This window comes from Lactococcus formosensis, assembly GCF_018403745.1.
In the GTDB taxonomy this organism is placed as follows: Bacteria; Bacillota; Bacilli; order Lactobacillales; family Streptococcaceae; genus Lactococcus; species Lactococcus formosensis.
In genome coordinates this window covers 252,020-272,665 of sequence record NZ_BOVP01000004.1, presented here as the reverse complement: position 1 = coordinate 272,665, position 20,646 = coordinate 252,020, and the positions used below count along the sequence as shown (strand labels likewise).

21 protein-coding genes are annotated in these 20,646 nt (G+C 38.7%); 20 read left to right on the top strand and 1 reads right to left on the bottom strand.

Annotated elements, in window-relative coordinates; translation table 11 throughout:
- Positions 1-3 precede the first annotated feature (3 nt).
- The gene (locus KJS37_RS06655) at positions 4-366 is read left to right on the top strand and encodes a DUF1304 domain-containing protein (RefSeq protein ID WP_213496505.1); all 363 of its coding nucleotides are present in this window, start codon (positions 4-6) and stop codon (positions 364-366) included.
- A gap of 99 nt (positions 367-465) precedes the next feature.
- Complete coding sequence (locus KJS37_RS06650; protein ID WP_017370243.1) at positions 466-1,158, top strand: type 1 glutamine amidotransferase domain-containing protein; 693 nt, start codon at positions 466-468, stop codon at positions 1,156-1,158.
- 45 nt (positions 1,159-1,203) lie between these two features.
- Here KJS37_RS06650 and KJS37_RS06645 read toward each other — a convergent pair whose 3' ends face one another.
- Positions 1,204-1,644 (bottom strand): MarR family winged helix-turn-helix transcriptional regulator, encoded by a 441-nt coding sequence (locus tag KJS37_RS06645; protein WP_213496503.1) that lies wholly within the window; start codon positions 1,642-1,644, stop codon positions 1,204-1,206.
- A 109-nt stretch (positions 1,645-1,753) separates the two neighbouring features.
- On the opposite strand from KJS37_RS06645, the gene KJS37_RS06640 reads away from it, so the two are divergent.
- The 18 genes from KJS37_RS06640 to KJS37_RS06555 all read left to right on the top strand — a co-directional run bounded on the left by KJS37_RS06640 (position 1,754) and on the right by KJS37_RS06555 (position 19,847).
- On the top strand, positions 1,754-2,167 hold the full coding sequence (locus KJS37_RS06640) for an Ohr family peroxiredoxin (protein ID WP_017370241.1): 414 nt from the start codon (positions 1,754-1,756) through the stop codon (positions 2,165-2,167).
- 170 nt (positions 2,168-2,337) lie between these two features.
- On the top strand, positions 2,338-3,012 hold the full coding sequence (locus KJS37_RS06635; protein ID WP_017370240.1) for a DUF969 domain-containing protein: 675 nt from the start codon (positions 2,338-2,340) through the stop codon (positions 3,010-3,012).
- A gap of 3 nt (positions 3,013-3,015) precedes the next feature.
- Positions 3,016-3,948: a DUF979 domain-containing protein gene (locus KJS37_RS06630; protein WP_017370239.1), complete on the top strand. Its 933-nt coding sequence runs from the start codon at positions 3,016-3,018 to the stop codon at positions 3,946-3,948.
- 18 nt (positions 3,949-3,966) lie between these two features.
- Positions 3,967-4,608 (top strand): pyroglutamyl-peptidase I, encoded by a 642-nt coding sequence (gene pcp, locus KJS37_RS06625; RefSeq protein ID WP_165716732.1) that lies wholly within the window; start codon positions 3,967-3,969, stop codon positions 4,606-4,608.
- Positions 4,602-5,024 carry a gamma-glutamylcyclotransferase family protein gene (locus KJS37_RS06620; protein ID WP_213496501.1) on the top strand — a complete coding sequence of 141 codons (423 nt, stop codon included), beginning with the start codon at positions 4,602-4,604 and terminating at the stop codon, positions 5,022-5,024. Before pcp ends, KJS37_RS06620 begins: the two co-directional genes overlap by 7 nt.
- 389 nt (positions 5,025-5,413) lie before the next feature.
- On the top strand, positions 5,414-7,243 hold the full coding sequence (locus KJS37_RS06615) for a PTS mannitol transporter subunit IIBC (RefSeq protein WP_213496499.1): 1,830 nt from the start codon (positions 5,414-5,416) through the stop codon (positions 7,241-7,243).
- Positions 7,244-7,267: 24 nt separating this feature from the next.
- A complete protein-coding gene (locus KJS37_RS06610) occupies positions 7,268-9,202 on the top strand; it encodes a BglG family transcription antiterminator (protein WP_213432420.1) in 1,935 nt (644 codons plus the stop codon).
- A gap of 1 nt (position 9,203) precedes the next feature.
- Positions 9,204-9,635 (top strand): PTS mannitol transporter subunit IIA, encoded by a 432-nt coding sequence (locus KJS37_RS06605; protein WP_017370234.1) that lies wholly within the window; start codon positions 9,204-9,206, stop codon positions 9,633-9,635.
- 109 nt (positions 9,636-9,744) lie between these two features.
- A complete protein-coding gene (locus tag KJS37_RS06600; RefSeq protein ID WP_213496497.1) occupies positions 9,745-10,890 on the top strand; it encodes a mannitol-1-phosphate 5-dehydrogenase in 1,146 nt (381 codons plus the stop codon).
- 100 nt (positions 10,891-10,990) lie between these two features.
- On the top strand, positions 10,991-12,019 hold the full coding sequence (locus KJS37_RS06595; protein WP_213496495.1) for a DUF3048 domain-containing protein: 1,029 nt from the start codon (positions 10,991-10,993) through the stop codon (positions 12,017-12,019).
- 83 nt (positions 12,020-12,102) lie between these two features.
- Positions 12,103-12,981 carry a metallophosphoesterase gene (locus tag KJS37_RS06590; RefSeq protein ID WP_213496493.1) on the top strand — a complete coding sequence of 293 codons (879 nt, stop codon included), beginning with the start codon at positions 12,103-12,105 and terminating at the stop codon, positions 12,979-12,981.
- A gap of 103 nt (positions 12,982-13,084) precedes the next feature.
- Complete coding sequence (locus tag KJS37_RS06585) at positions 13,085-13,489, top strand: ArsC/Spx/MgsR family protein (RefSeq protein ID WP_017370230.1); 405 nt, start codon at positions 13,085-13,087, stop codon at positions 13,487-13,489.
- A 72-nt stretch (positions 13,490-13,561) separates the two neighbouring features.
- Positions 13,562-15,055 (top strand): helix-turn-helix domain-containing protein, encoded by a 1,494-nt coding sequence (locus tag KJS37_RS06580; protein WP_017370229.1) that lies wholly within the window; start codon positions 13,562-13,564, stop codon positions 15,053-15,055.
- Positions 15,056-15,159: 104 nt separating this feature from the next.
- Complete coding sequence (locus KJS37_RS06575; protein ID WP_213496491.1) at positions 15,160-16,374, top strand: ArgE/DapE family deacylase; 1,215 nt, start codon at positions 15,160-15,162, stop codon at positions 16,372-16,374.
- A gap of 141 nt (positions 16,375-16,515) precedes the next feature.
- Positions 16,516-16,968 (top strand): signal peptidase II, encoded by a 453-nt coding sequence (gene lspA, locus KJS37_RS06570; RefSeq protein WP_096368334.1) that lies wholly within the window; start codon positions 16,516-16,518, stop codon positions 16,966-16,968.
- Complete coding sequence (locus KJS37_RS06565; protein WP_213496489.1) at positions 16,969-17,874, top strand: RluA family pseudouridine synthase; 906 nt, start codon at positions 16,969-16,971, stop codon at positions 17,872-17,874.
- Positions 17,875-18,023: 149 nt separating this feature from the next.
- On the top strand, positions 18,024-18,932 hold the full coding sequence (gene murB / locus KJS37_RS06560; RefSeq protein WP_213496487.1) for a UDP-N-acetylmuramate dehydrogenase: 909 nt from the start codon (positions 18,024-18,026) through the stop codon (positions 18,930-18,932).
- Positions 18,933-18,944: 12 nt separating this feature from the next.
- Entirely contained in the window at positions 18,945-19,847 is a 903-nt protein-coding gene (locus tag KJS37_RS06555; protein WP_017370224.1) for an HAD family hydrolase, read from the top strand.
- The last annotated feature ends 799 nt before the right edge of the window (positions 19,848-20,646 follow it).

Sequence of the window (20,646 nt, the reverse complement as noted above, 5' to 3'; positions counted from 1 at the left end):
CTTATGTCAGTCATAACAACTATTTTAGGAGCCTTGGTCGCCATAGAATTCTTTTATATTACCTATTTAGAAACGGTAAAAACGACTTCTGATGCAACAGCTAGAGTGTTCAAAATGGCCAGCGAGGATTTACAAAACAAAAACGTCCAAGTACTGTTTAAAAATCAAGGCGTATACAATGGCTTGATTGGTATAGGGATACTTTATGCACTGTTTGTTTCTACCGCACGCATTGAATTATTGAGTGTCTTCTTGGTATATATTATTTTAGTTGCGCTGTATGGGAGCCTCACGAGCGACCGCTTCATTATTTTTAAACAAGGTGGTTTAGCCATCTTAACTTTACTTAGTATTATTTTCTTCTAAATAGATAAAGTAATTCAATACTGAACAATAGTCTTTATAAAAATTTCTAAGCTTTATAAGAAGGTATAAGTGAGCCCAAACTGGAAAGGAAAGACAAAAATGACGAAAAAAATATTAATCATAGAAACAAATACGCCCAAATATGATAAGACAAATAGAGCTACAGGGCTCTGGTTGGGCGAGACGACTCATTTTTATGATGAAATAATCTCTGCAGGTTATGAAGTTGACTTTGCAAGTCCAAAAGGTGGCTATGTTCCCCTTGATCCTGAAAGTTTTAAATATGCGAACGAAATCGATTGGAAATGGTATACAGAAAGAAGTTTTAGGGAAGCTGCTCTTTCCAACACGAAAAAAATAACGGATTTAAATCCTCAGGATTATGGTGCTATATATTTTACAGGTGGCCATGGTGTACTGTGGGATTATCCCGAAGATAAAGTGTTGATGAAAGTCGCTGAAGCAATTTATGATGAAGGTGGATTTATAACGTCTGTTTGTCATGGTGCAGCCGGTCTTTTGAACTTGAAAGATGAAGAGGGGCAATACCTTATAAAAGATAAAGTCATTACCGGATTTACAAACGAAGAAGAAGAGCTTAATGGAACAACAACTGCTGTTCCGTTCTTAACCGAAACCGAGTTAAAACAACGTGGAGCGCAATACAAAAAAGCCGAAGCTTTCAAAGAGTATGCTATTAGAGATGGGCGAATAATTACTGGACAAAATCCTCAATCTCCCCAAAAAGTAGCTGAATTACTTGTAGCTGAGTTACGTAAATTAAACCATTAAAAAAAGAAGGGTCTACCTTCTTTTTTAGTTTGAAAAATAAGAGTGTTATGGTTCTCGTTTCATATTTTTCATGATGTTATTAAGTTGAGAGAGTTGCATAATCAAACTATTATAATTAATTTCATCAGATTGTTCGGCAAGTTCTTGTCCAACTTGTAGGGAAATAGCAGGAAGCATTTTTTTGAGTTTTTTTCCATCTTCACTTAAAAATAGTTTGACAATACGCTCATCCGAATGCGAACGTTTTCGAACAAGATATCCTTTTTGTTCCAGTTTCTTTAATAAAGGACTTAAGGTACCAGAATCTAAGTATAATTCTTCCCCCAACTCATTCACGGTCATGTCATCTTCTAATGCTAGCAGAGCAATAAAGCTTGTATATGTTAAGTCATACTTTTTTAAATATGGCTTGTACTGTTTTATAATTTCTTTAGAAGCAATGTATAGTTGAAAGCAAAGCTCCTTGTTTAAAATCGAATTACTCATGGTGTCCTCCCAATTATTTTTATTATAACTGATTTCATATATTTGTCAAATTCAATTATATTTAGTAAAATTAAATTGTGCACAATCAAAAATAAAAAGAGGTAAGGTAATGCAAAAAATATTTTCAACAAAAATGATAAATACAGGTGGGCGTAATGGTGAAGTCCACTCTCCCGATAATAGCTTTAAATTAAACATCGCAGCGCCAGGAAGTAAAGCTGTGGATGCGACAAATCCAGAGCAGTTATTCGCAGCGGGGTATAGTGCTTGTTTTAACAGTGCTTTAGACTATGTCAAAAAATCAAGAAATGTTGATGGAGAATCAACTATAGAAGTAACTGTATCTCTCTATAACTTAAGTCAAGGCGCAGTACCTGACGTTGTTTTAGGTGTTGATATCGTAGGACATATAGACGGAGTAAGCTTTGAGGAAGCAAAAGAATTGTTAGAAATGGCCCATGAAACTTGTCCTTATTCTCGTGCGACAAAAGGTAATATTGAAGTTACGATTGATATTTTTTAAAACTGAGAAATACTGGTAGAATAAGTATCAGGGAATAATACAAATAGAGATAGCTAGGAGCTATCTCTATTTGTTTAGACAATAACATAAAATATCATCCAATTATAAATTGTGCATAATAGACAAATAGTGTATAATTGTCTGATATATATTCTAGGAGGAATTATTTTATGATTAAACTCATAGGTGTCTTGATTGTCTTGATTGGTTTTGTTTTCAAGATAGAGACCTTATTTGTTGTTGTTGTCGCTGGGATTTCTACAGGTCTGGTTGCAGGTTTGAGCATTCAGGAGATCCTAACTATTTTAGGTCAATCTTTTGTCGATAACCGTATGGTTTCGCTTTTTGTTTTGACTCTTCCAGTTATCGGTGTTTTGGAACGTAATGGACTTCGCCAACGTGCAGTAGATCTTATTGGCCGTATCCAGTCACTTACAACAGGTCGTATTGCCCTTGTTTATGTTTTTATTCGTTTTATTGCAGGCGCAATGTCTATTCGTATTAGTGGGCATCCACAGTTTGTTCGACCACTCATTCAGCCGATGGCTAAAGCTGCCGCAGTGAGTAAATTTGGTGATGTGGAGTCTGAAGACGATGATATTAAGGCGATTTCTGCCGCAGCAGAAAACTATGGTAACTTCTTTGGGCAAAATCTCTTTGCAGGGAGCGCTGGCGTTCTCTTGATCACTTCAACCATGTCAAGTTTTAACTATGATGTTTCAGCCGTAGACGTAGCAGTTGCCAGTATTATCATGGCTGTCCTTGCCTTTCTAGTGACAGCTATCCAGTTTGTACTGTATGACAGAAAACTTCTTCGAAAATTTGGAAAGAAAGAGGTAAAATAAACCATGCAAGCTTTTATTGACGTTTCATTAAATATTTTTTATGTCCTTATGGGTTTACTCATGATTTATATGGCCTATAAAGCTTTAACTACAATACAAGGAAGCAAACGTTTCGGAACGGCTCTTTTTTGGATTTTAATTGCTATACCATTTATTTTTGGTGCACTTATCCCAGCCTGGCTTGTAGGACTCTTTATTGTTTTAAGCAGCTTGCTTACACTAACTAAGCAAGTGACCTTTGGGAAATATAAAGCTTTGGACGACAACTTTGGCGAAAAACAGTCTAAAGTCTTGAAGAATAAAATCTTTATTCCTTCCTTTATTCTGGCATTTGTAGCTGTTGGCATTGCGATGGCTTTAGGTAAATTTACCAATGCTTCGCTCTTTGCTATCGGTGTAGCTTCGGTTGTTGCCTTAGTGTTTGCATTGATAATGACAAAAGCAAAAGTGACAGAATCTGTGGAGGATGGCGCACGCCTCTTTGATTCGATGGGGCCGGTTGCGATTTTACCACAATTGTTGGTTGCCTTAGGTGCACTCTTTACAACCGCAGGTGTTGGTGAAGTTATCTCCCAAGGGATTACAGGTATTGTCCCTGCGGATAACCGCTTGCTCGGCGTAGTAGCTTATGTTCTTGGCATGGTAATTTTCACGATGATTATGGGGAATGCTTTTGCGGCTTTCTCTGTCATCACAGCGGGTATTGGGATTCCGTTTGTCCTTGCCCAAGGAGCAAATCCCGTAATTGCTGGGGCATTAGCACTGACTGCAGGATATTGTGGTACTTTACTGACGCCAATGGCAGCCAACTTTAATATCGTGCCTGCTGCCTTGCTTGAGATGAAAGATGAGAATAAAGTGATCAAGGTACAAGCACCAGTTTCACTTACGCTCATCGTTCTTCACATTCTCGTAATGTACTTTATCGCATTTTAAAAAGGAGATTATTCTATTATGAAAATTTTGTTAACAGGTTTTGATCCATTTGGTGGTGAAGCACTCAATCCAGCTGAAGAAGCTGTGAAACGTGTTGCATCAGAAATCAACGGTGCTGAGATTATTAAGTTGATTATTCCGACTGTGCGTTATAAATCACTCGAAAAAATTGAAGAAGCTATTGAAAAACATCATCCAGATGTGGTTGTAAATATTGGCCAAGCTGGTGGACGCTTCGCGATTACGCCAGAACGTGTCGCCATTAATGTGGATGATTTCAGAATTCCAGATAATGAAGGCAATCAGCCTGTCGATGAGCCCGTAAAAGAAGATGGCGCTCCAGCATATTTCTCTACATTACCAGTTAAAGCGATTGTTAGCGAATTAAATAAAGCTGGCATTCCTGGAACCTTGTCTAACACAGCCGGTACCTTTGTATGCAACCATGTTTTTTATGGTGTGCGTTACCTCTTAGAGAAAAAATATCCCGAAGTTAAAGCTGGTTTCATTCATATTCCTTATGCTACATCACAAGTCATTGATAAAAAAGATACACCTTATATGTCATTGGACGAGATTGTTAAAGGGATTGAAGTTGCCTTAGAAGCATGCACGCGCTATTCCGAAGATTTACGTGTTATTGGTGGGGAAATATGTTAAGGAAAGTTTTTGTATACGGTAGCTTACGTACAGACATGTTTAACTATGAAAAATATTTAAAAGGTGAGGTTCTGGAAAGTACGCCAGCAAAAATTAAGGGCAATCTCTTTCATATTGAAAATAAGGGTTATCCCGCAATCTTTGACGGTGATTCAGAAATAATAGGAGAAGTTTTTACCTTTTATGACTTCTCAAAAAGTATTCGAACACTTGATGGTATGGAAAATTTTAACCCAGAAAGTCCAGAAAGCAGCGAATACATTCGTCGAAGTACCACAGCCTCTCTCAGTAACGACCAAACAGAAGAAGTTTACTATTATCACTATAATCCAAATGCAAGTCTTAATACTAATGATCAGTTAGTACCTGTTATTTCAGGAGACTGGTTGGAATATATGTTGCAGACGGTTGAATAAAAAGAAGAAGTCGTTGGACTTCTTGTTTTTTTTTTGATAAACGAAGCGTTACTCAAAAGAGAGTGAGCGATAATTTGGAGTACAAACACTCTTATTAATAAAAGTGAAAGAAAATGGAAATAATCTAATACATGTGCTATACTTGCTTTGGAAGCGCCTACTTTTGATTTACTACAAAATGAAATTCAGGAATAACTCTTGGAGAAGATATACTCTCACTTTATTAAAAGAAATAGACAGAGAAGTTTGCTTTATCTTTATCCTCAAAAAATAAAACACACAATAAAAAACCCTGACACAATAAAAAGTGTCAAGGTTTTTTTATGAAACACAAGCGAAAGCGTTTACAATCTAAGTATACAATATTAATTATCTCATAAGGAGTTGTAATGAAAGAAAAAACTAGTCTTAAAGTGCGTGTTCAGAAACTTGGAACAGCACTCTCAAATATGGTTATGCCTAACATTCCAATCTTAATTGCTTGGGGTGTTCTCACGATGTTCTTTATCCCAGACGGTTTCACACCAAACAGTACTTTTGCTGCCATGGTTGGCCCAATGCTGGTCTTTCTTATTCCAGTCATGATAGGTTATACGGGCGGTAAAAATATCTATGATCACCGCGGAGGTGTTGTTGGTGCAATTGCCACATTTGGTTCGATTGTTGCCACAGCAACAACTACGATGGGTGGGCTTAATGAAAACGGCAATGTTCCGATGATTTTAGGGGCTATGATTTTAGGTCCTCTTGGAGCTTGGCTGATTAAAAAATTTGACCAGGTCGTGCAACCTCATATCAAAGCAGGACTTGAGATGTTGATTAACAACTTTTCTGCCGGTCTTGTCGGTTTCGGAATTTCATTATTTGCCATAAAAGTAGTTGGTCCATTAGTTGCAGCTTTAACAGATATTATGGGTCAAGGGGTTGATTTCCTTGTTTCCAACCACCTTATCCCTTTAGCAAATGTCTTTATTGAGCCTGCTAAAATTCTATTTTTAAATAATGCCATTAACCAAGGTATTTTGACGCCTTTGGGTATCCAGCAAGCCAGTGAACAAGGAAAGTCACTGTTGTTTTTACTCGAAGCAAACCCTGGACCAGGTCTTGGTATTTTGATTGCCTTTTGGCTCTTTGGTAAAGGTTCAGCAAAAGCTACAGCACCAGGTGCGATAATTATTCAATTTATTGGTGGTATTCACGAAATTTATTTCCCATACGTGATGATGAAACCAGCTCTGTTTTTCGCAGTAATTGCTGGTGGTGTATCAGGTACTTTGACAAACAATTTCTTGGGGGCAGGTCTTCAAGCACCAGCATCTCCAGGTTCAATTATTGCCATCACAGGGATGGCTTCTGGTAAAGCTGCAGGAGGATTGGGAAATATTCTTAGTGTTTGGGCCGGTATTCTTGTTGCTGCCGGTGTTTCCTTCCTTGTTGCGTCCTTCATTTTGAAACGTGACAAGTCAATGGTTGATGACTCAGCACTTGAAGAAGCACAAGCCAATGTTTCGGAAGCAAAGGCTGTTGCCAAAGGGCAAGTTGCTCCATCTCACGAAGCAGTTGATTTTTCAGCGGTTAAACATGTCATTTTTGCTTGTGATGCGGGTATGGGTTCATCTGCGATGGGCGCATCAATTCTTAGAAATAAAGTTAATAAAGCTGGTCTGCCACAAGACGTTACAAATATTGCTATTGCTAATCTTAAAGCAGGGCCAGATACTATCGTTGTCACACAAGAAGAATTAGCTGCTCGTGCGGCGACAATGTCACCAGATGCAATTCGATATTCTGTTTCCAACTTTTTAAATTCACCAAAATACGATGAGATTATTTCCCAATTGTCTCAAACACAGGCTTCAGAGCCATCTAAAAGTGAACCTGTAACCTTAACGAACAGTCCAATAGTAGAAGAAGAAATAGATTTGAATCAAATTGATGAGGTTGTCTTTGCTCATGATGGTGAGCATATCGGTTCCGCAACGATGGGTAAAGAAACATTAGGGGCTATCTTTAAGATGAATGGCATTCAGCTTCCGATTTCAGATGTAGAGTTTTTAGGTTTAGCAGCTTTCAATGCAGCAAACATCATGATTGTAACTACAGAAGAGTTTACACATCGTGCTAAAAGAGTTGCGCCTAATGCTCAATATCTCGAGGTTGAAAGTCTGATTACAACACCAAGATATGACCAACTTGTCGCACGTTTGAACAAGTTATAAATCAAAAGTAAAGGGGGAAACCTCGTGTTAGTAACACAACGTGAACAACAAATCATCCAAGAATTTTTAGTGAAGGAAACCCTGACCGTTGCAGATATGATGGAAGCGACTGGAGCCAGCAGAAGAACAATCTATCGAGATTTAGATAAATTTCAACTGACTTTGCCTAATATGGGTATTTATTTACGTACTTCAACAGAAGGCTATTATTTAGAAGGAGATCTTGCCCGGTTAGAGCAACTTCAGGAGCTCAAGGAGTTTTCGCCTCAAGAAAGACAAAAAGCTGAGATTGTTCTTTTAGTCACGAAGCATCATTCTCTTGAAGAATTAGCAGAACGTTTTGCAGTAAGTTTGCCCACTGTTATTTCGGATTTGAAACATTTAGATAAAATTTGTGAAGAAAATGAACTCTTTTTACATCAAGATGACGAAATTTGGATTACTGGAAAAGAAGAAAAAATTCGTTCGGTCTTGGTTTCGATATTAAATGACTCGATGAGTATCAGTGAAGCATTGAATGGCGATTTTGCGGAAGGAAAAATAGCTTCATTTTTGGAAACACAGTTTTTAGAGACAGCAAAAGCAATCTTTGAAAAAAATGTCGAGATAAAAGCGGTCGATAAAAGTAAGGTTTTGATGCAATTTTTTCTTGGCATAACACTGCTAAGGATTAACCAAGGAAAGACAATTTCATCTGGACTTTGGCGTAAACCAAGTAAAGAAGCAATTGCCTTTGTAAGGGAAATTATCCAAGAGCTAGGGGGGACATCTTTTAGTCTCGCAGAGATTGTTTATCTAGCCAGTATTTATGATGTACTTTACTTTGGTTTTGGACGTGAAGTACTTTTTATGGAAAAATTTGACAGTCAGTTTTCGTATAAAGTACGCCAACTGATCAGTGAGGTTTCACAAAAAATGGATATTGCTTTTATCAAAGACGATAAACTCTATGGCCTTCTTTATGCTCATCTAAAAGAAACAGAAATTTTACCGGATCTTTCCTCCGAAAAAGAAAATAAGTTTATCAAAAAGATTGAAGCGGACAACAAAAAAGTTTTTAAAGTGGTGCAGGATGTTCTGCCGAAAGTATTTTCACGGAAATTCTCCAGCACAGATATAGCTTTTGTAACTTTGCATTTCGTAGCGACTCTTGAACGAAGTGATTTGGTTCTTCCCTTAACAGCGGCTATTGTGACAAGTCGGGGGCGAATCTCTTGTGAATTTTTGATCAGTCACTTAAAGAAAAATTTCCCTTTTTTGAAGCGTATCGATATTATCCAATTGTCTGAAATTCCGGATTTGGCGCACTATGATGTAGTATTCACAACAGAAAAAGAGCTGGATTATATCTATGTGAGCCGTATATTGGATCAGAAAAATACAGATGATATTCGTCACCAATTGCGGGTGATTCAACAAGAGGCAAGGAAAGAAAACAGAGAAGATGAGCCCAGACATACGGTCGATTTAAGTAGATTATTCACTATCAGTAATACTTTACTGGAGCAATTTTCTCTGGAAACTTTAGAAAATCCACCCCATTTGCAAGCTGTTATTGAACTGATTGTACAGCGCTTGGGTTTTTCAGAAAAAGAAGGATTGGCTCGGCTCTTGTTAGAACGTTTCGAGGCGACACATTTGGCCATTCCGGATACAAATATTGCACTGCTTCATGGTCTCCATGGAACAGTGCCGTATCCGCTTTTCAAAATATATGATCTAGAGGAGCGCATAGAAGTAATTGCCATGAACCAAGAGAAAATAAGCGTTAATCGTGTTCTCTTGTTATTAGCACCTCCAGAAGTTGACCATTATGCGACATATCTTTTGGGAAGAATATCGAGCTCAATCATCGAAAATAAACTGTATACGAAAATTTATGATTCCGGTAATCAAGAAGTTGTCGAAGAGCTCTTAAAAACGATTATGACTGAATCAATCCAAAAATATGGAGAATAAAATGAGAATTCAAAGAAATCTGATAAAACTAAATAAACATTTTGAAACAAAAGAAGAAGCGATTGAATATTGTGGTTCCTTGCTTCATGATGCAGGCTGTGTGACCGCAGCGTATATTCCAGCTATGGTTCAACGCAACGAGGAACTTTCTGTATATATGGGGAATTTTATCGCCATCCCTCACGGCACAGATGAAGCAAAAAAAGAAGTTAAAAAAACCGGCATATGTATTGTGCAAGTCCCTCGGGGCATAAACTTTGGTGATGCTGAAGAACGCAAAGTGGCGACTGTTTTATTTGGAATAGCAGGTGTGGGAGACGAGCATTTGGAGCTTATCCAAAAAATCTCGCTTTTCTGCGCTGATGTCGATAATGTCGTTAAAATCGCAGATGCACAAACTGTTGATGAAATCGCAGCATACTTTGAAAACTAGATAATCTCAAAAATCTTGGCACAGTAAAAAGTGCCAAGATTTTTATTTAGTAGCGGAAAGAAAACGATTACAATGAAGGAGTAAAAAGAAGAAATGAAGGTAAATACAAATGAAAAAAGCAGTACATTTTGGCGCAGGGAATATCGGACGTGGTTTTATCGGAGAAATCTTATATAAGAACGGTTTTGAAATTGCCTTTGTCGATGTTAATGAAAAAATCATCAACGCTTTAAATGAGGAAGGAAAATATACGATTGAGCTGGCAGAGCAATCGCATGAAAAAATTCAAGTCCATAGCGTTTCGGGCATTAACAATGCGCAGAACCCTGAAGCAGTTGTTGAGGCTATCGCAGAGGCCGATATCGTTACTACAGCAATTGGACCCAACATACTTCCTTTTATTGCGGAACTGATTGCCAAAGGCATTCAAAAGCGTAAAGCCCAAGGAAATCAAAAACGATTAGACATCCTTGCCTGTGAGAACATGATTGGGGGTTCTGAATTTCTTTTTGATAAGGTCAAAGAATACTTAACTCCAGCTGATTTAGAATTTGTAGATTTGAAGATTGGCTTTCCCAATGCGGCAGTCGACCGTATCGTGCCCAATCAATCGAATGAAGATCCGCTCTATGTTGTCGTTGAACCCTTCCGTGAATGGGTTGTGGATGAAAGTCAACTGAAGAACAGTGAAGTAAAACTTGAAGGTGTTCATTATGCCAGAGATTTGGAACCTTATATTGAACGTAAACTCTTCTCTGTTAACAGTGGTCATGCGACAGTGGCTTATACAGGCGCATATTATGGTTACCAAACTATTTTAGAAGCCTTGCAAAATAATGAAGTATTGGCCTCACTTAAAGACGTCCAAGCTGAAACACGCCAGTTGCTCTTAGCCAAATGGGACTTTACTGAGGAAGAGTTGAAAGCTTATCATGAAACGATTATTGAGCGCTTCTCAAACACAGAGATAGTGGATGAGATAAGTCGTGTAGCACGTACTCCGATGCGTAAGCTAGGCTACGATGAACGCTTTATCCGCCCAATCCGTGAACTTTCTGACCGCGGTTTATCTTATCAAAGCCATTTGGCAGTTGTGGGGAAAATATTTGCCTACAAAGACGAAAACGATAAAGAAGCTGTGGCTTTGCAAGAAGCATTAAAAGAAAAAGGGCTTAACGCAGTCATCCGTGAAGTCACTAGTCTTACAGATGAGAGCTTGATTACGGAGATTGAGGCGAGTGCGAAAAATATATGAAGTGAATTTCTATTGAAAAAAGTTACGTTTTGATGAGGCTTTTAACTTACTTAGAAGACTAAAATGGTGAAAGAAAGGACTTTTCTGATATAATAAAACTATGAAGAAAAAAGTAATCGCTATCATCATCGCCCTTTTAGTTGGTGCAGTTGGGCTCTTCCTTTGGCAGACGAAGGTCTTTGCTCCAAAAACAGCAAAAGAAGAAGTAAAACAAGAGGAAAAATCAGGTCCTGTACGCTCAGAACTTACAGGCCTTGAAACAACTGCTGCTAAGGCAAAACGCCCGATAACTGCCGTGATGGTGGAAAATTCACCAGAAGCGCGACCGCAATCCGGCCTTAAAGATGCAGGAGTGGTTTTTGAAGCTGTCGCTGAGGGAGGAATTACACGCTTTGTCGCCCTTTATCAGGAAGCACAGCCTGATTTGATTGGCCCTGTGCGTTCTATTCGTCCTTACTTTGTGGAGTGGGCAGCAGGTTTTGATGCTGGCTTAGCTCACGTGGGTGGCTCAGAGTTAGCCTTAGACATGGTTAAGTCGGGTGATTATGTCGCAGACTTAGATCAATTTAAAGCACCTGAGGGTATTTTCTGGCGTTCTGAGGACCGTGTAGCACCACATAATATGTATACGAAAATGAGCGGTTTGGACAAATATATGGCGAAACTAGATAAGAAAAAATCTGATTTCCAAAGCTGGGACAGACAAGCACTCAAGTCAGATACAACAGAAAGTGACCTGTCAGATGCTCAAGCTATCAGACTTCCAGTCTCTACCGGTATTTTTGAAGTCAGCTATCATTATGATACAGCCAGCAAGACCTACCAACGTTTCCAAGGGGGCGAAGCACATCAAGACCGAGAAAAGGGTCAAATTTCACCAGATGTAGTCATTGCAATCATGGTCAATCAAAAACTATCCGCGGACGGTAATCACATGGATATCGAAACGACTGGCACAGGCAAGGCGTATATTTTCCAAAACGGCAAAGTCCAAGAAGGAAATTGGGCCAAACCAAATGCACAAACAAATATCAGCTTCACCGACGGTCAAGGAAACAAAATCCCGCTCAAGGCAGGTCAAACTTGGATAACGGCAGTTGATAATAGTCGGGAAGTTGTTTGGGAGTAGTATATCAATTATTAATATTTAAATAAAAAAATATAAAAGAGTGTCTACAAACGTAACGCTCTTTTATGCTATAATAAAACACTATGCAAAACCCAAAAACAAAAACACCTCCAAGAACAAGTAAAAAAACTAAAAAGAAAACGAAGCGTATTCTCTTATCTATCATAAGCGTATTTATATTGCTTATCGTTGCTCTGCCTTTCTATGCTTGGAAAGTTGAGCCCTTCCTTGTGCATGTCAATCATGTCGAGCTGGGAAAGAAAAATGAGCGGACACCACTAAATGTTGTCCAAATCTCTGATTTGCAGGTTTCTGAGTACTTTGAGACCAATCGTTTAGATAAGGTGATTGAGAAGGTTAATGCCCAAAATCCTGATATCCTCTTGTTTACAGGTGATTTGTTTGATAATTACTCCAAGTATCCAGAACAGATGGCGCCAATGATTGAAAAATTAAAAGCTTTTAAGGCAAATATTGGGAAGTATGCCGTTTGGGGCAATCATGATTATGGTGGCGGTGCTGTCCGCGTTTATGAAGATGTTATGTCGGCGGGTGGATTTGTCGTGCTAAGAAATCAGGGAGAAACTTTAACATTGAGCGATGGTCGCCAAGTTTTCTTAGGTGGACTCGACGATTCTCTTTTAGGAAATCCTTCGGTATCCGATACGCTTGCTTACCGTCAAAACTATGATTACGCCATTACAATGACACATGAACCGGATGTTGCGGATGCTTTTATCGGTACAGATACACAGCTGGTTTTAGCAGGTCACAGTCACGGCGGTCAGGTCTGGCTTCCCTTCTATCCGATAAAAAATGTTCTGGCTGAGAAGTATACACGGGGCTTATACCGCCTTGATGCTATTACACAATTGTATGTCAATACAGGGATAGGAACTACATCGATCCACGCGCGTTTTGGAGTTATTCCTGAGGTGACACAGTTTACTATTTATATTTGAAAGGAGAGCAGGTGCTCTCCTTTTTTTGTTGGTCACAAAAAGAGGGTTACCATTCCCAGTAAAGTGACTAATTCATAGCTTTAAATATTATAAAATAGAAGAGTTGTCTATACATGAAACGGAAAGAATTGTAGGTGAAGCCTTGATTAGAGTATACTACCGCAAACCTTGTACCGCCAGTCAAAAAGCAAATTCATGGTTTCAGAACTATGGGATAGAAGCAAAATATGTCCGTATTGAAAAAATATCGGAAACAGAGTTGTTGGAAATTTTATCTCTATCGGAAGGTGGTTTTGCAGAAATTACTAAAAAATCACGAACATCTTCAAAGAAGACCTTGAAAGCTTTGATTGGGCTTAATAAACTAACATTTAAAGAAGCCCTTTCTTTCGTCACTGAACATCCAGAATGTTTGATTACCCCCATTATCATTGGTAAAAATAAGATGTTGGTAGGATATAACGAAGTCGAAATGCGAAAGTTCATCCCGCGTTATCTACGTGATTAAAAACTGTAATGTTCACAAATTTAGAGTTATAATAAGGAGATAGGGTATTCAAAAAAGTAAGGGATATTTATAATGAAAATAACAGCGATAGAAGATAGTGTGAGTTTGGAGCTCAAACTTTTGGAACTTATGAAAGAGAAGGGAGACTGGATTGATGCCGAAGAAATGGCAAAAACCTTGAATATCAGTACAAAACGTACAACCAGCTTGATCAACAGCTTACTTCATGAGATAAGATCTTTCGACTCTGACAATCTCAATCTCAAAGTATTAAAAGGGCGCGGAAATCTTTTAGAAATTAAGGATGCGCGTGATTATCGTAAATTTCGCCAGAAACTTATCGAAAATATCATTATTTATAAAATTCTCTTTTCGATTGCCTTAAATAAAGATGCAAATCTAGCACGTCTGGCTATGGAAAACTTTGTCAGCGAATCTCTGATTAAAAAGCGCATCGCAAGTGCCAATCAAATGATGGCCAATCTGGGTGTGAAGGTTGTAACGAGAAAAAAACAATATCTTTTTCAAGGGGATGAACAACAAGTAAGAGGACTGTTAAATATTCTCTTTTGGCGCCTTTACCGAGGTGATGAATGGCCCTTCTCAGGGGTTAATAAAGAAAAAATCCTTAACTTGATTTCGCAAATAAGTTTGGAGATCGACTTACAGATGAATCAGTTTACAGCTTATCAGATTGCCTATATGTTCGCCATAAATTTCAGCAGATATCAACGTGGTTTTTCAGTTAACTTAGAAGAAGGCTGGGAGAAATACCGTTCGATTTGTGAATGGATTGATGAGAAGACAGATATTTATGCTTTATTTTATAAAAATTATGGTTTTCCCAAACACGAAGTGGATTTTTTACTGATTGAAGCCATGACTAAGAGTAAAATTTACAATAGTCTTGAGCATAAGGCACCAGATTTTTGGAGTGTCCTTGAAGGGACCCCCGCCTTTGAAGCTACAGAACGTTTGGTGCAAAAAATGGAAGTACAAACAGGTAAGCTCTCTGAAGAGAAAAGAAGATTGTTCTTGCGATATATTTATCCCTGTCATTTGCATGCGGATCTTTTTTCAAACATCATTTTCTCAGAGTCTGGGCACCATGCAATTAACGTTTCGTCTTACTTTTTCCCAGTCATGCGCCAGTCTTTGAAAAAGCTCCTAGCTAAGCTCTATCAAGAAAGTGGACTCACTCTCTTTTTAAATGAAGAATATTTGATTGGCGAGTATATACTGGCTTTATCTTTCTTTATGCCCGTCCAGTTTCAGGAAAAAGAAATCACACTCTTCATTGATACTGATTTGTCCGAGATGCTTGAAAAATTATTAATCCGACAAATTTTAAACCAATTTGGCCATCTCTATAATTTAAAAATAATCACTAATCTAACGGATCAAGAACAAAATATAGACATCGTTATTTCGACAAGCGCTATGGGAGAGCACGGCAACTTGAAAAAGCCAGTGCAGTTATTTATTGTTCATCCTTTCCTCACACGACGGGAAATAGAGGATATTGAGGACTATCTACATATCTTAATTACCAAAAATGACGAGTAATATTCGTCTTTTTTTGTGGCTTCCCATCTGCCGTTTTTTACCCCAATATCTTTTCCTATAGTGATAAGCTAGAAGTACTAAAAAAGACTTTGAGAGGTATTAAAATGGCTTTAGATGCTATAAAAATATTACAAGATGTGGTCCAAATCAACTCAGTCAATGGCAACGAAGAAGAAGTGGCGAACTATTTGCGTGAATTACTTCAAGAGCATGATATTACATCTAAAATAATTCCTTACAGCGAAGGACGCGCCAGTCTGGTTGCCGAGATTGGAAACGGAAATGGTCCAGTGATAGGTTTTGATGGACATGAAGATACAGTGTCTTTAGGAGATGAGAGCAAGTGGACATATCCCCCTTTAAGTGCGACTGTAACCGAAGAGGGAAAAATGTACGGACGGGGCACTACAGATATGAAGTCTGGCCTTGTTGCAGCCGTTGTAGCTATGATTAATCTCAAAGAAAGTGGTGTTCCTCTGAATGGGACAGTGCGCTTACTTGCTACTGTGGGTGAAGAAAAAGGTGAACTTGGAGCAGGTCAGCTTGCAGAACTTGGTTATGCCGATGATATGGAAGCTTTAGTTGTCTGTGAGCCAACAGGTGGAGACTTCGCCACATTGCAACAAATGAAAGATACTTTTCCGCTCGATATTCCGAAGTTCGACGGAGAGATGCGTCTCATCTTTATTGGTCATAAAGGTTCTGTCAACTATAAGGTACATGCCAAAGGCAAGGCTGCACATAGCTCAATGCCAGAGCTGGGACGAAATGCCATCGAAGGTTTACTTAAGTTTTATGATAAACAAAAAGCATATTTTGATAAGCTTACAGAAGAAGATGATCTTTTAGGTTCAACTATTCCAGTCGTGACTTTGATTAATGGTGGTGAACAGATCAATACTGTTCCGGCCAACGCGAGTATGGGTGTAAAAATCCGTACCATTCCCGCATTGTCTAATGAAAAATTGATTGCAGATATTCAAGCGCTAATTGACGAATGTAATTATGAGCAAACAGTAGAGTTATCTTTAGAGGTCACCGAAAATGTTGCCCCTGTCAAAAGTAGTACAGACTCAAAAATAGTAAAAGTGACTTCCAAAGTTTTGGAAGAACATCTGCAGCAGAAAGCACCACAAGTTGGTGTATCTGGTGGAACGGACGCCTCACAGTTTGTAAGAGCTAATCCTAATCTTGATATTGTGGTTTGTGGACCCGGAAATGCTACAGCGCATGCTGTTGACGAGTATGTTCGTATAGATAGCTTTTTAGACTTTATCAAAATATACGAAAATATGATTCAAAAATATTTTGCAAGTTGAAACGTATAGGAGGAAATAACACTTTTGGCCAAGTAGCCTTTCTTGAGCTAAAGTGTTATTTTTTTGTGGACTTTTTCTCAATTTTCTTCCTATGTGAACTTCTATTATCTTTTATTGGCTCTATATAGTATAATAAAGAGTATGAAAAAAATAATCTCCCTTGGCTTAATACTTCTCGGTATTCTTGCAGATCAGCTGTTGAAAGGTTGGACTGTTGCTAATATTCCATTGGGAGGAGAAAAGGAATTTATTCCTGGTATCCTCAGCCTAACTCATCTTCGAAACGAAGGCGCAGCTTGGTCGATGCTGGAAGGAAAACAATGGTTTTTCCTCATCTTGACACCGATCGTGATTATAGGCGCCCTTTATTTCCTTAATAAAAAAATAAATCAAAACTGGTACTTTATCGCACTGACCTTGATTATTTCAGGAGCGCTGGGGAACTTTATTGACCGGGTGCGCCAATCTTTTGTGGTGGACATGTTCCAGACGGATTTCATCAATTTTCCAATATTTAATATCGCTGATATACTGCTTTCAATAGGTTTTGTAGTACTCTTTATCGCGATTATTTTAGACAAAGAGGTAGAATAAATGACAGTAGTAATTATTGACGAGCCAAATGCAGGGCTTCGTTTAGACAAGGCTTTAGCAAACCTGAGTGATGCTTCACGTTCAGTATTGACAGAGCTGATTCGTGATGGGAAAGTCACGGTAGACGGGCAAGTAAAAAAAGCAAAATATAAAGTAAAAGCAGGGGAAGCTATCGCCTACGAATTACCAGAAGTTGAAGTGCTTGATATCCAAGCTGAAGATATTCCTTTAGATATTGTTTATGAAGATTCTGATGTGGCAGTAATTAACAAGCCCCAAGGAATGGTTGTTCATCCGAGTGCGGGACATGCTTCAGGTACATTGGTCAACGCCATTATGTACCACACCAAAGATCTTTCTTCTATTAATGGTGTGATTCGCCCCGGAATTGTCCACCGTATTGATAAGGATACTTCCGGCTTACTGATGATTGCCAAAAATGATGCTGCACATGAGTCTTTAGCGGCACAGCTCAAAGCAAAAACAAATAAACGCCGTTATATTGCACTTGTGCATGGCGAGTTACCAAATGAAAAAGGTACGATTGAAGCCCCGATTGGTCGCAATCCTAAAGAGCGTAAGAAACAAGCTGTGATTTCAGGTGGAAAACCAGCCAAAACACATTTTACCGTTTTGGAACGTTTCCCTGGGTATACCCTTGTTGCTCTTGAACTTGAAACGGGTCGTACACATCAGATTCGGGTACACATGGCTTATATTGGCTTCCCAATCGCTGGAGATCCTCTCTATGGCCCAAGTAAAACTTTAACGCCAAACAAAGGGCAATTTCTCCATGCCGAGACCCTAGGTTTTGAGCATCCAGCAACAAGTGAACAGCTTGAGTTTCAGGTCGACATTCCTGAAATATTTGCTCAACAACTTGATAATTTAAGAGGCTTGTCGTAAGACAGGTTTTTTAATATCCAGCCCTAGTTGTTGCATGATTTCAGGACGTCTAGGTCTGTTGTAAAGTCCGTGGTATTGTTAAACAAAAACGATCCAGCTGTTTTATAAATTTTTACCGTCATAGAGCGAATTTGTGGTAAAATAGTTCTATGCTAAAAAAATCTGATTTCGAAAAATTTCCTGATTTGCTTGTCAAATATGACGAGCCATTGTCAAATTACACCTACACCAAAGTTGGCGGACCAGCAGATTTTCTTGCTTTTCCCGCTTCAAGTGAAGAGTTAAGCGAGCTTCTCGACTTAGCACGAGCAGCAGAAACACCAATTACAGTATTAGGTAATGCATCCAACTTAATCGTTCGTGATGGTGGTATTCGTGGCTTAGTGATTTTACTTGAAAAAATGAATCACGTAAAAGTAGACGAAAATGTAATCACAGCTGAAGCAGGGGCAAAATTGATTGACACCACACATGTTGCGCTTGATCATGCCTTGACGGGCTTCGAGTTTGCATGTGGTATTCCTGGTTCTGTTGGTGGGGCAGTCTTTATGAATGCTGGCGCCTATAACGGTGAAATTGCCCATGTTTTGCTCAGCTGTACTGTCATTGACCAGGAAGGTCATCTCCGTGTATTAGAGGCAGACCAAATGAAATTCGGCTATCGCCATTCTGTTATTCGTGATGAGGACTTGATTGTTGTATCCGCTCAGTTTAAACTTGAAGCTGGTGATGCGTCTGTTATCAAAGCGGAAATGGACCGCTTAACAGGACTACGTGAAAGTAAGCAACCGCTCGAATATCCGAGCTGTGGTTCAGTATTCAAACGCCCTGCCGGACATTTCGCCGGACAGCTTATCCAAGAGGCAGGCATGCAAGGACACCGTATCGGTGGGGTGGAAGTATCTAAAAAGCATGCTGGCTTTATGGTTAATGTCGATCAGGGTACAGCTACAGATTACGAAAATTTGATTGCTTATGTCATTGAGCATGTGAAGGAAAACTCTGGATTAACTCTAGAAGCAGAAGTCCGTATTATCGGTGAGAAATTAGAAAGATAAAAACAAAGAAAAATGATTAATGCAATAGTTTTTGACGTTGACGATACAATTTATGACCAGCAAGCACCATTCAGACGTGCCATTTCGAAAGTCTTCCCAGACTTTGATATGACCGACATGAACAAAGCTTACATTCGCTACCGTCACTATTCAGACCTTGGTTTCCCCAAAGTAATTGCGGGCGAGTGGGATATTGAGTATTTCCGTTTTTATCGTACAAATGAAACACTTAAAGATTTAGGCTATCCTGAAATTTCACGTGCTACTGGAGATTATTTCCAAGAAATTTATGAATACGAATTGGAAAACATCACGATGCTTGATGAAATGCGTTTGACACTTGATTTTCTGAAAAAACGTAATATTCCAGTAGGTGTGATTACTAATGGCCCAACAGAACATCAGCTGAAAAAAGTACGTAAACTTGGTTTGTATGATTATGTTGAACCAAGTCATGTGATTGTTTCGCAAGCAACTGGTTTTCAAAAACCAGAAAAAGAAATCTTTAACTTGGCTGCGCAACAATTTGGCATGAATCCTGAAACAACTTTGTATGTAGGGGACTCTTACGACAATGATGTTATGGGCGGTCACAACGGTGGCTGGAAAACAATGTGGTTTAATCACCGCGGACGCAGTATTTCACAAGGTGAAAAAGTACACGACGTCGAAATTGATTCTTTTGAGCAACTCTTTGGTGCTGTAAAAGTTCTTTTTGATCTTCCAGATAACAAGTACATCATGGATTCCAATGACAAGACAAATCCTGTCCTTGAGTTAGGTATTAAGTCTGGTGTAAACCTCGCAGCAGAGCGCCTTTTGTCTACAGGGAAATTTGACTTGGAAACGGTAGCTGACATGTTAGAATTAAGTAAAAAACAGGTCGAATTCCTGACTTTAAAAGGATACAAATAAAAAATGAAATCAGAGACTTCTCTGATTTTTTAATTCGCTACTAGCATTTGTAGCTAAAGCCACTAAAGGCTAGACGGTAAGCTCTATGGAGGCTTGCCTAAGCGCCTTATTAAGTCAAAATCAAAAAATGACTGTTTTTGATTTTTCCTATCATAATTCGCTACTAGCATTTGTAGCTAAAGCCACTAAAGGCTAGACGGCAAGCTCTATGGAGCCTTGCCTAAGCGCCTTATTAAGTCAAAATCAAAAAATGACTGTTTTTGATTTTTCCCATCATAATTCGCTACTAGCATTTGTAGCTAAAGCCACTAAAGGCTAGACGGTAAGCTCTATGAAATCTTGCCTAATCTCCAGGAAAAGAGTAAATTCACTCTTGCATTGACATAAAATTTGCGTTATAATTATAAAAGTTTCTGCTCAGCAGAAAATAGGACTCATTTTTGCTGTAAACAAGCGAAAACTAAGGCCATACGGACAGCCAGAGTCACAGCCGATTGGCAATTTTATTGCCTTATTGATTAAGCAAATTATTTTGCTTATGGAGCTTCATACTCCACCCAAGAAACACGCTTGCGCGCATCAATAAGAGTACTAAAAGTTGACTACTCGGTCTCTCCGCAGTAAGACTGCTTTTTATATGTAATCAAAGATTGAATGTGAATCCAAGTGTGTGTACACTTGGATTTTTTGATATGCTACCATCATTGCGCCTGAAGGCGCTAATGAGATGCTGTTGTTCAGTTAAAGATACTGAGAGTCAAGGCGACTTTCTGCAAATAACGGGAGCATATTTCTTTCA

Bases quoted from the DNA above. Each gene is read 5' to 3' on its own strand.
- KJS37_RS06655 (WP_213496505.1), top strand. From the start codon at position 4: ATGTCAGTCATAACAACTATTTTAGGAGCCTTGGTCGCCATAGAATTC.
- KJS37_RS06650 (WP_017370243.1), top strand. From the start codon at position 466: ATGACGAAAAAAATATTAATCATAGAAACAAATACGCCCAAATATGAT.
- KJS37_RS06645 (WP_213496503.1), bottom strand. From the start codon at position 1,644: ATGAGTAATTCGATTTTAAACAAGGAGCTTTGCTTTCAACTATACATT.
- KJS37_RS06640 (WP_017370241.1), top strand. From the start codon at position 1,754: ATGCAAAAAATATTTTCAACAAAAATGATAAATACAGGTGGGCGTAAT.
- KJS37_RS06635 (WP_017370240.1), top strand. From the start codon at position 2,338: ATGATTAAACTCATAGGTGTCTTGATTGTCTTGATTGGTTTTGTTTTC.
- KJS37_RS06630 (WP_017370239.1), top strand. From the start codon at position 3,016: ATGCAAGCTTTTATTGACGTTTCATTAAATATTTTTTATGTCCTTATG.
- pcp (WP_165716732.1), top strand. From the start codon at position 3,967: ATGAAAATTTTGTTAACAGGTTTTGATCCATTTGGTGGTGAAGCACTC.
- KJS37_RS06620 (WP_213496501.1), top strand. From the start codon at position 4,602: ATGTTAAGGAAAGTTTTTGTATACGGTAGCTTACGTACAGACATGTTT.
- KJS37_RS06615 (WP_213496499.1), top strand. From the start codon at position 5,414: ATGAAAGAAAAAACTAGTCTTAAAGTGCGTGTTCAGAAACTTGGAACA.
- KJS37_RS06605 (WP_017370234.1), top strand. From the start codon at position 9,204: ATGAGAATTCAAAGAAATCTGATAAAACTAAATAAACATTTTGAAACA.
- KJS37_RS06600 (WP_213496497.1), top strand. From the start codon at position 9,745: ATGAAAAAAGCAGTACATTTTGGCGCAGGGAATATCGGACGTGGTTTT.
- KJS37_RS06595 (WP_213496495.1), top strand. From the start codon at position 10,991: ATGAAGAAAAAAGTAATCGCTATCATCATCGCCCTTTTAGTTGGTGCA.
- KJS37_RS06590 (WP_213496493.1), top strand. From the start codon at position 12,103: ATGCAAAACCCAAAAACAAAAACACCTCCAAGAACAAGTAAAAAAACT.
- KJS37_RS06580 (WP_017370229.1), top strand. From the start codon at position 13,562: ATGAAAATAACAGCGATAGAAGATAGTGTGAGTTTGGAGCTCAAACTT.
- KJS37_RS06575 (WP_213496491.1), top strand. From the start codon at position 15,160: ATGGCTTTAGATGCTATAAAAATATTACAAGATGTGGTCCAAATCAAC.
- lspA (WP_096368334.1), top strand. From the start codon at position 16,516: ATGAAAAAAATAATCTCCCTTGGCTTAATACTTCTCGGTATTCTTGCA.
- KJS37_RS06565 (WP_213496489.1), top strand. From the start codon at position 16,969: ATGACAGTAGTAATTATTGACGAGCCAAATGCAGGGCTTCGTTTAGAC.
- murB (WP_213496487.1), top strand. From the start codon at position 18,024: ATGCTAAAAAAATCTGATTTCGAAAAATTTCCTGATTTGCTTGTCAAA.
- KJS37_RS06555 (WP_017370224.1), top strand. From the start codon at position 18,945: ATGATTAATGCAATAGTTTTTGACGTTGACGATACAATTTATGACCAG.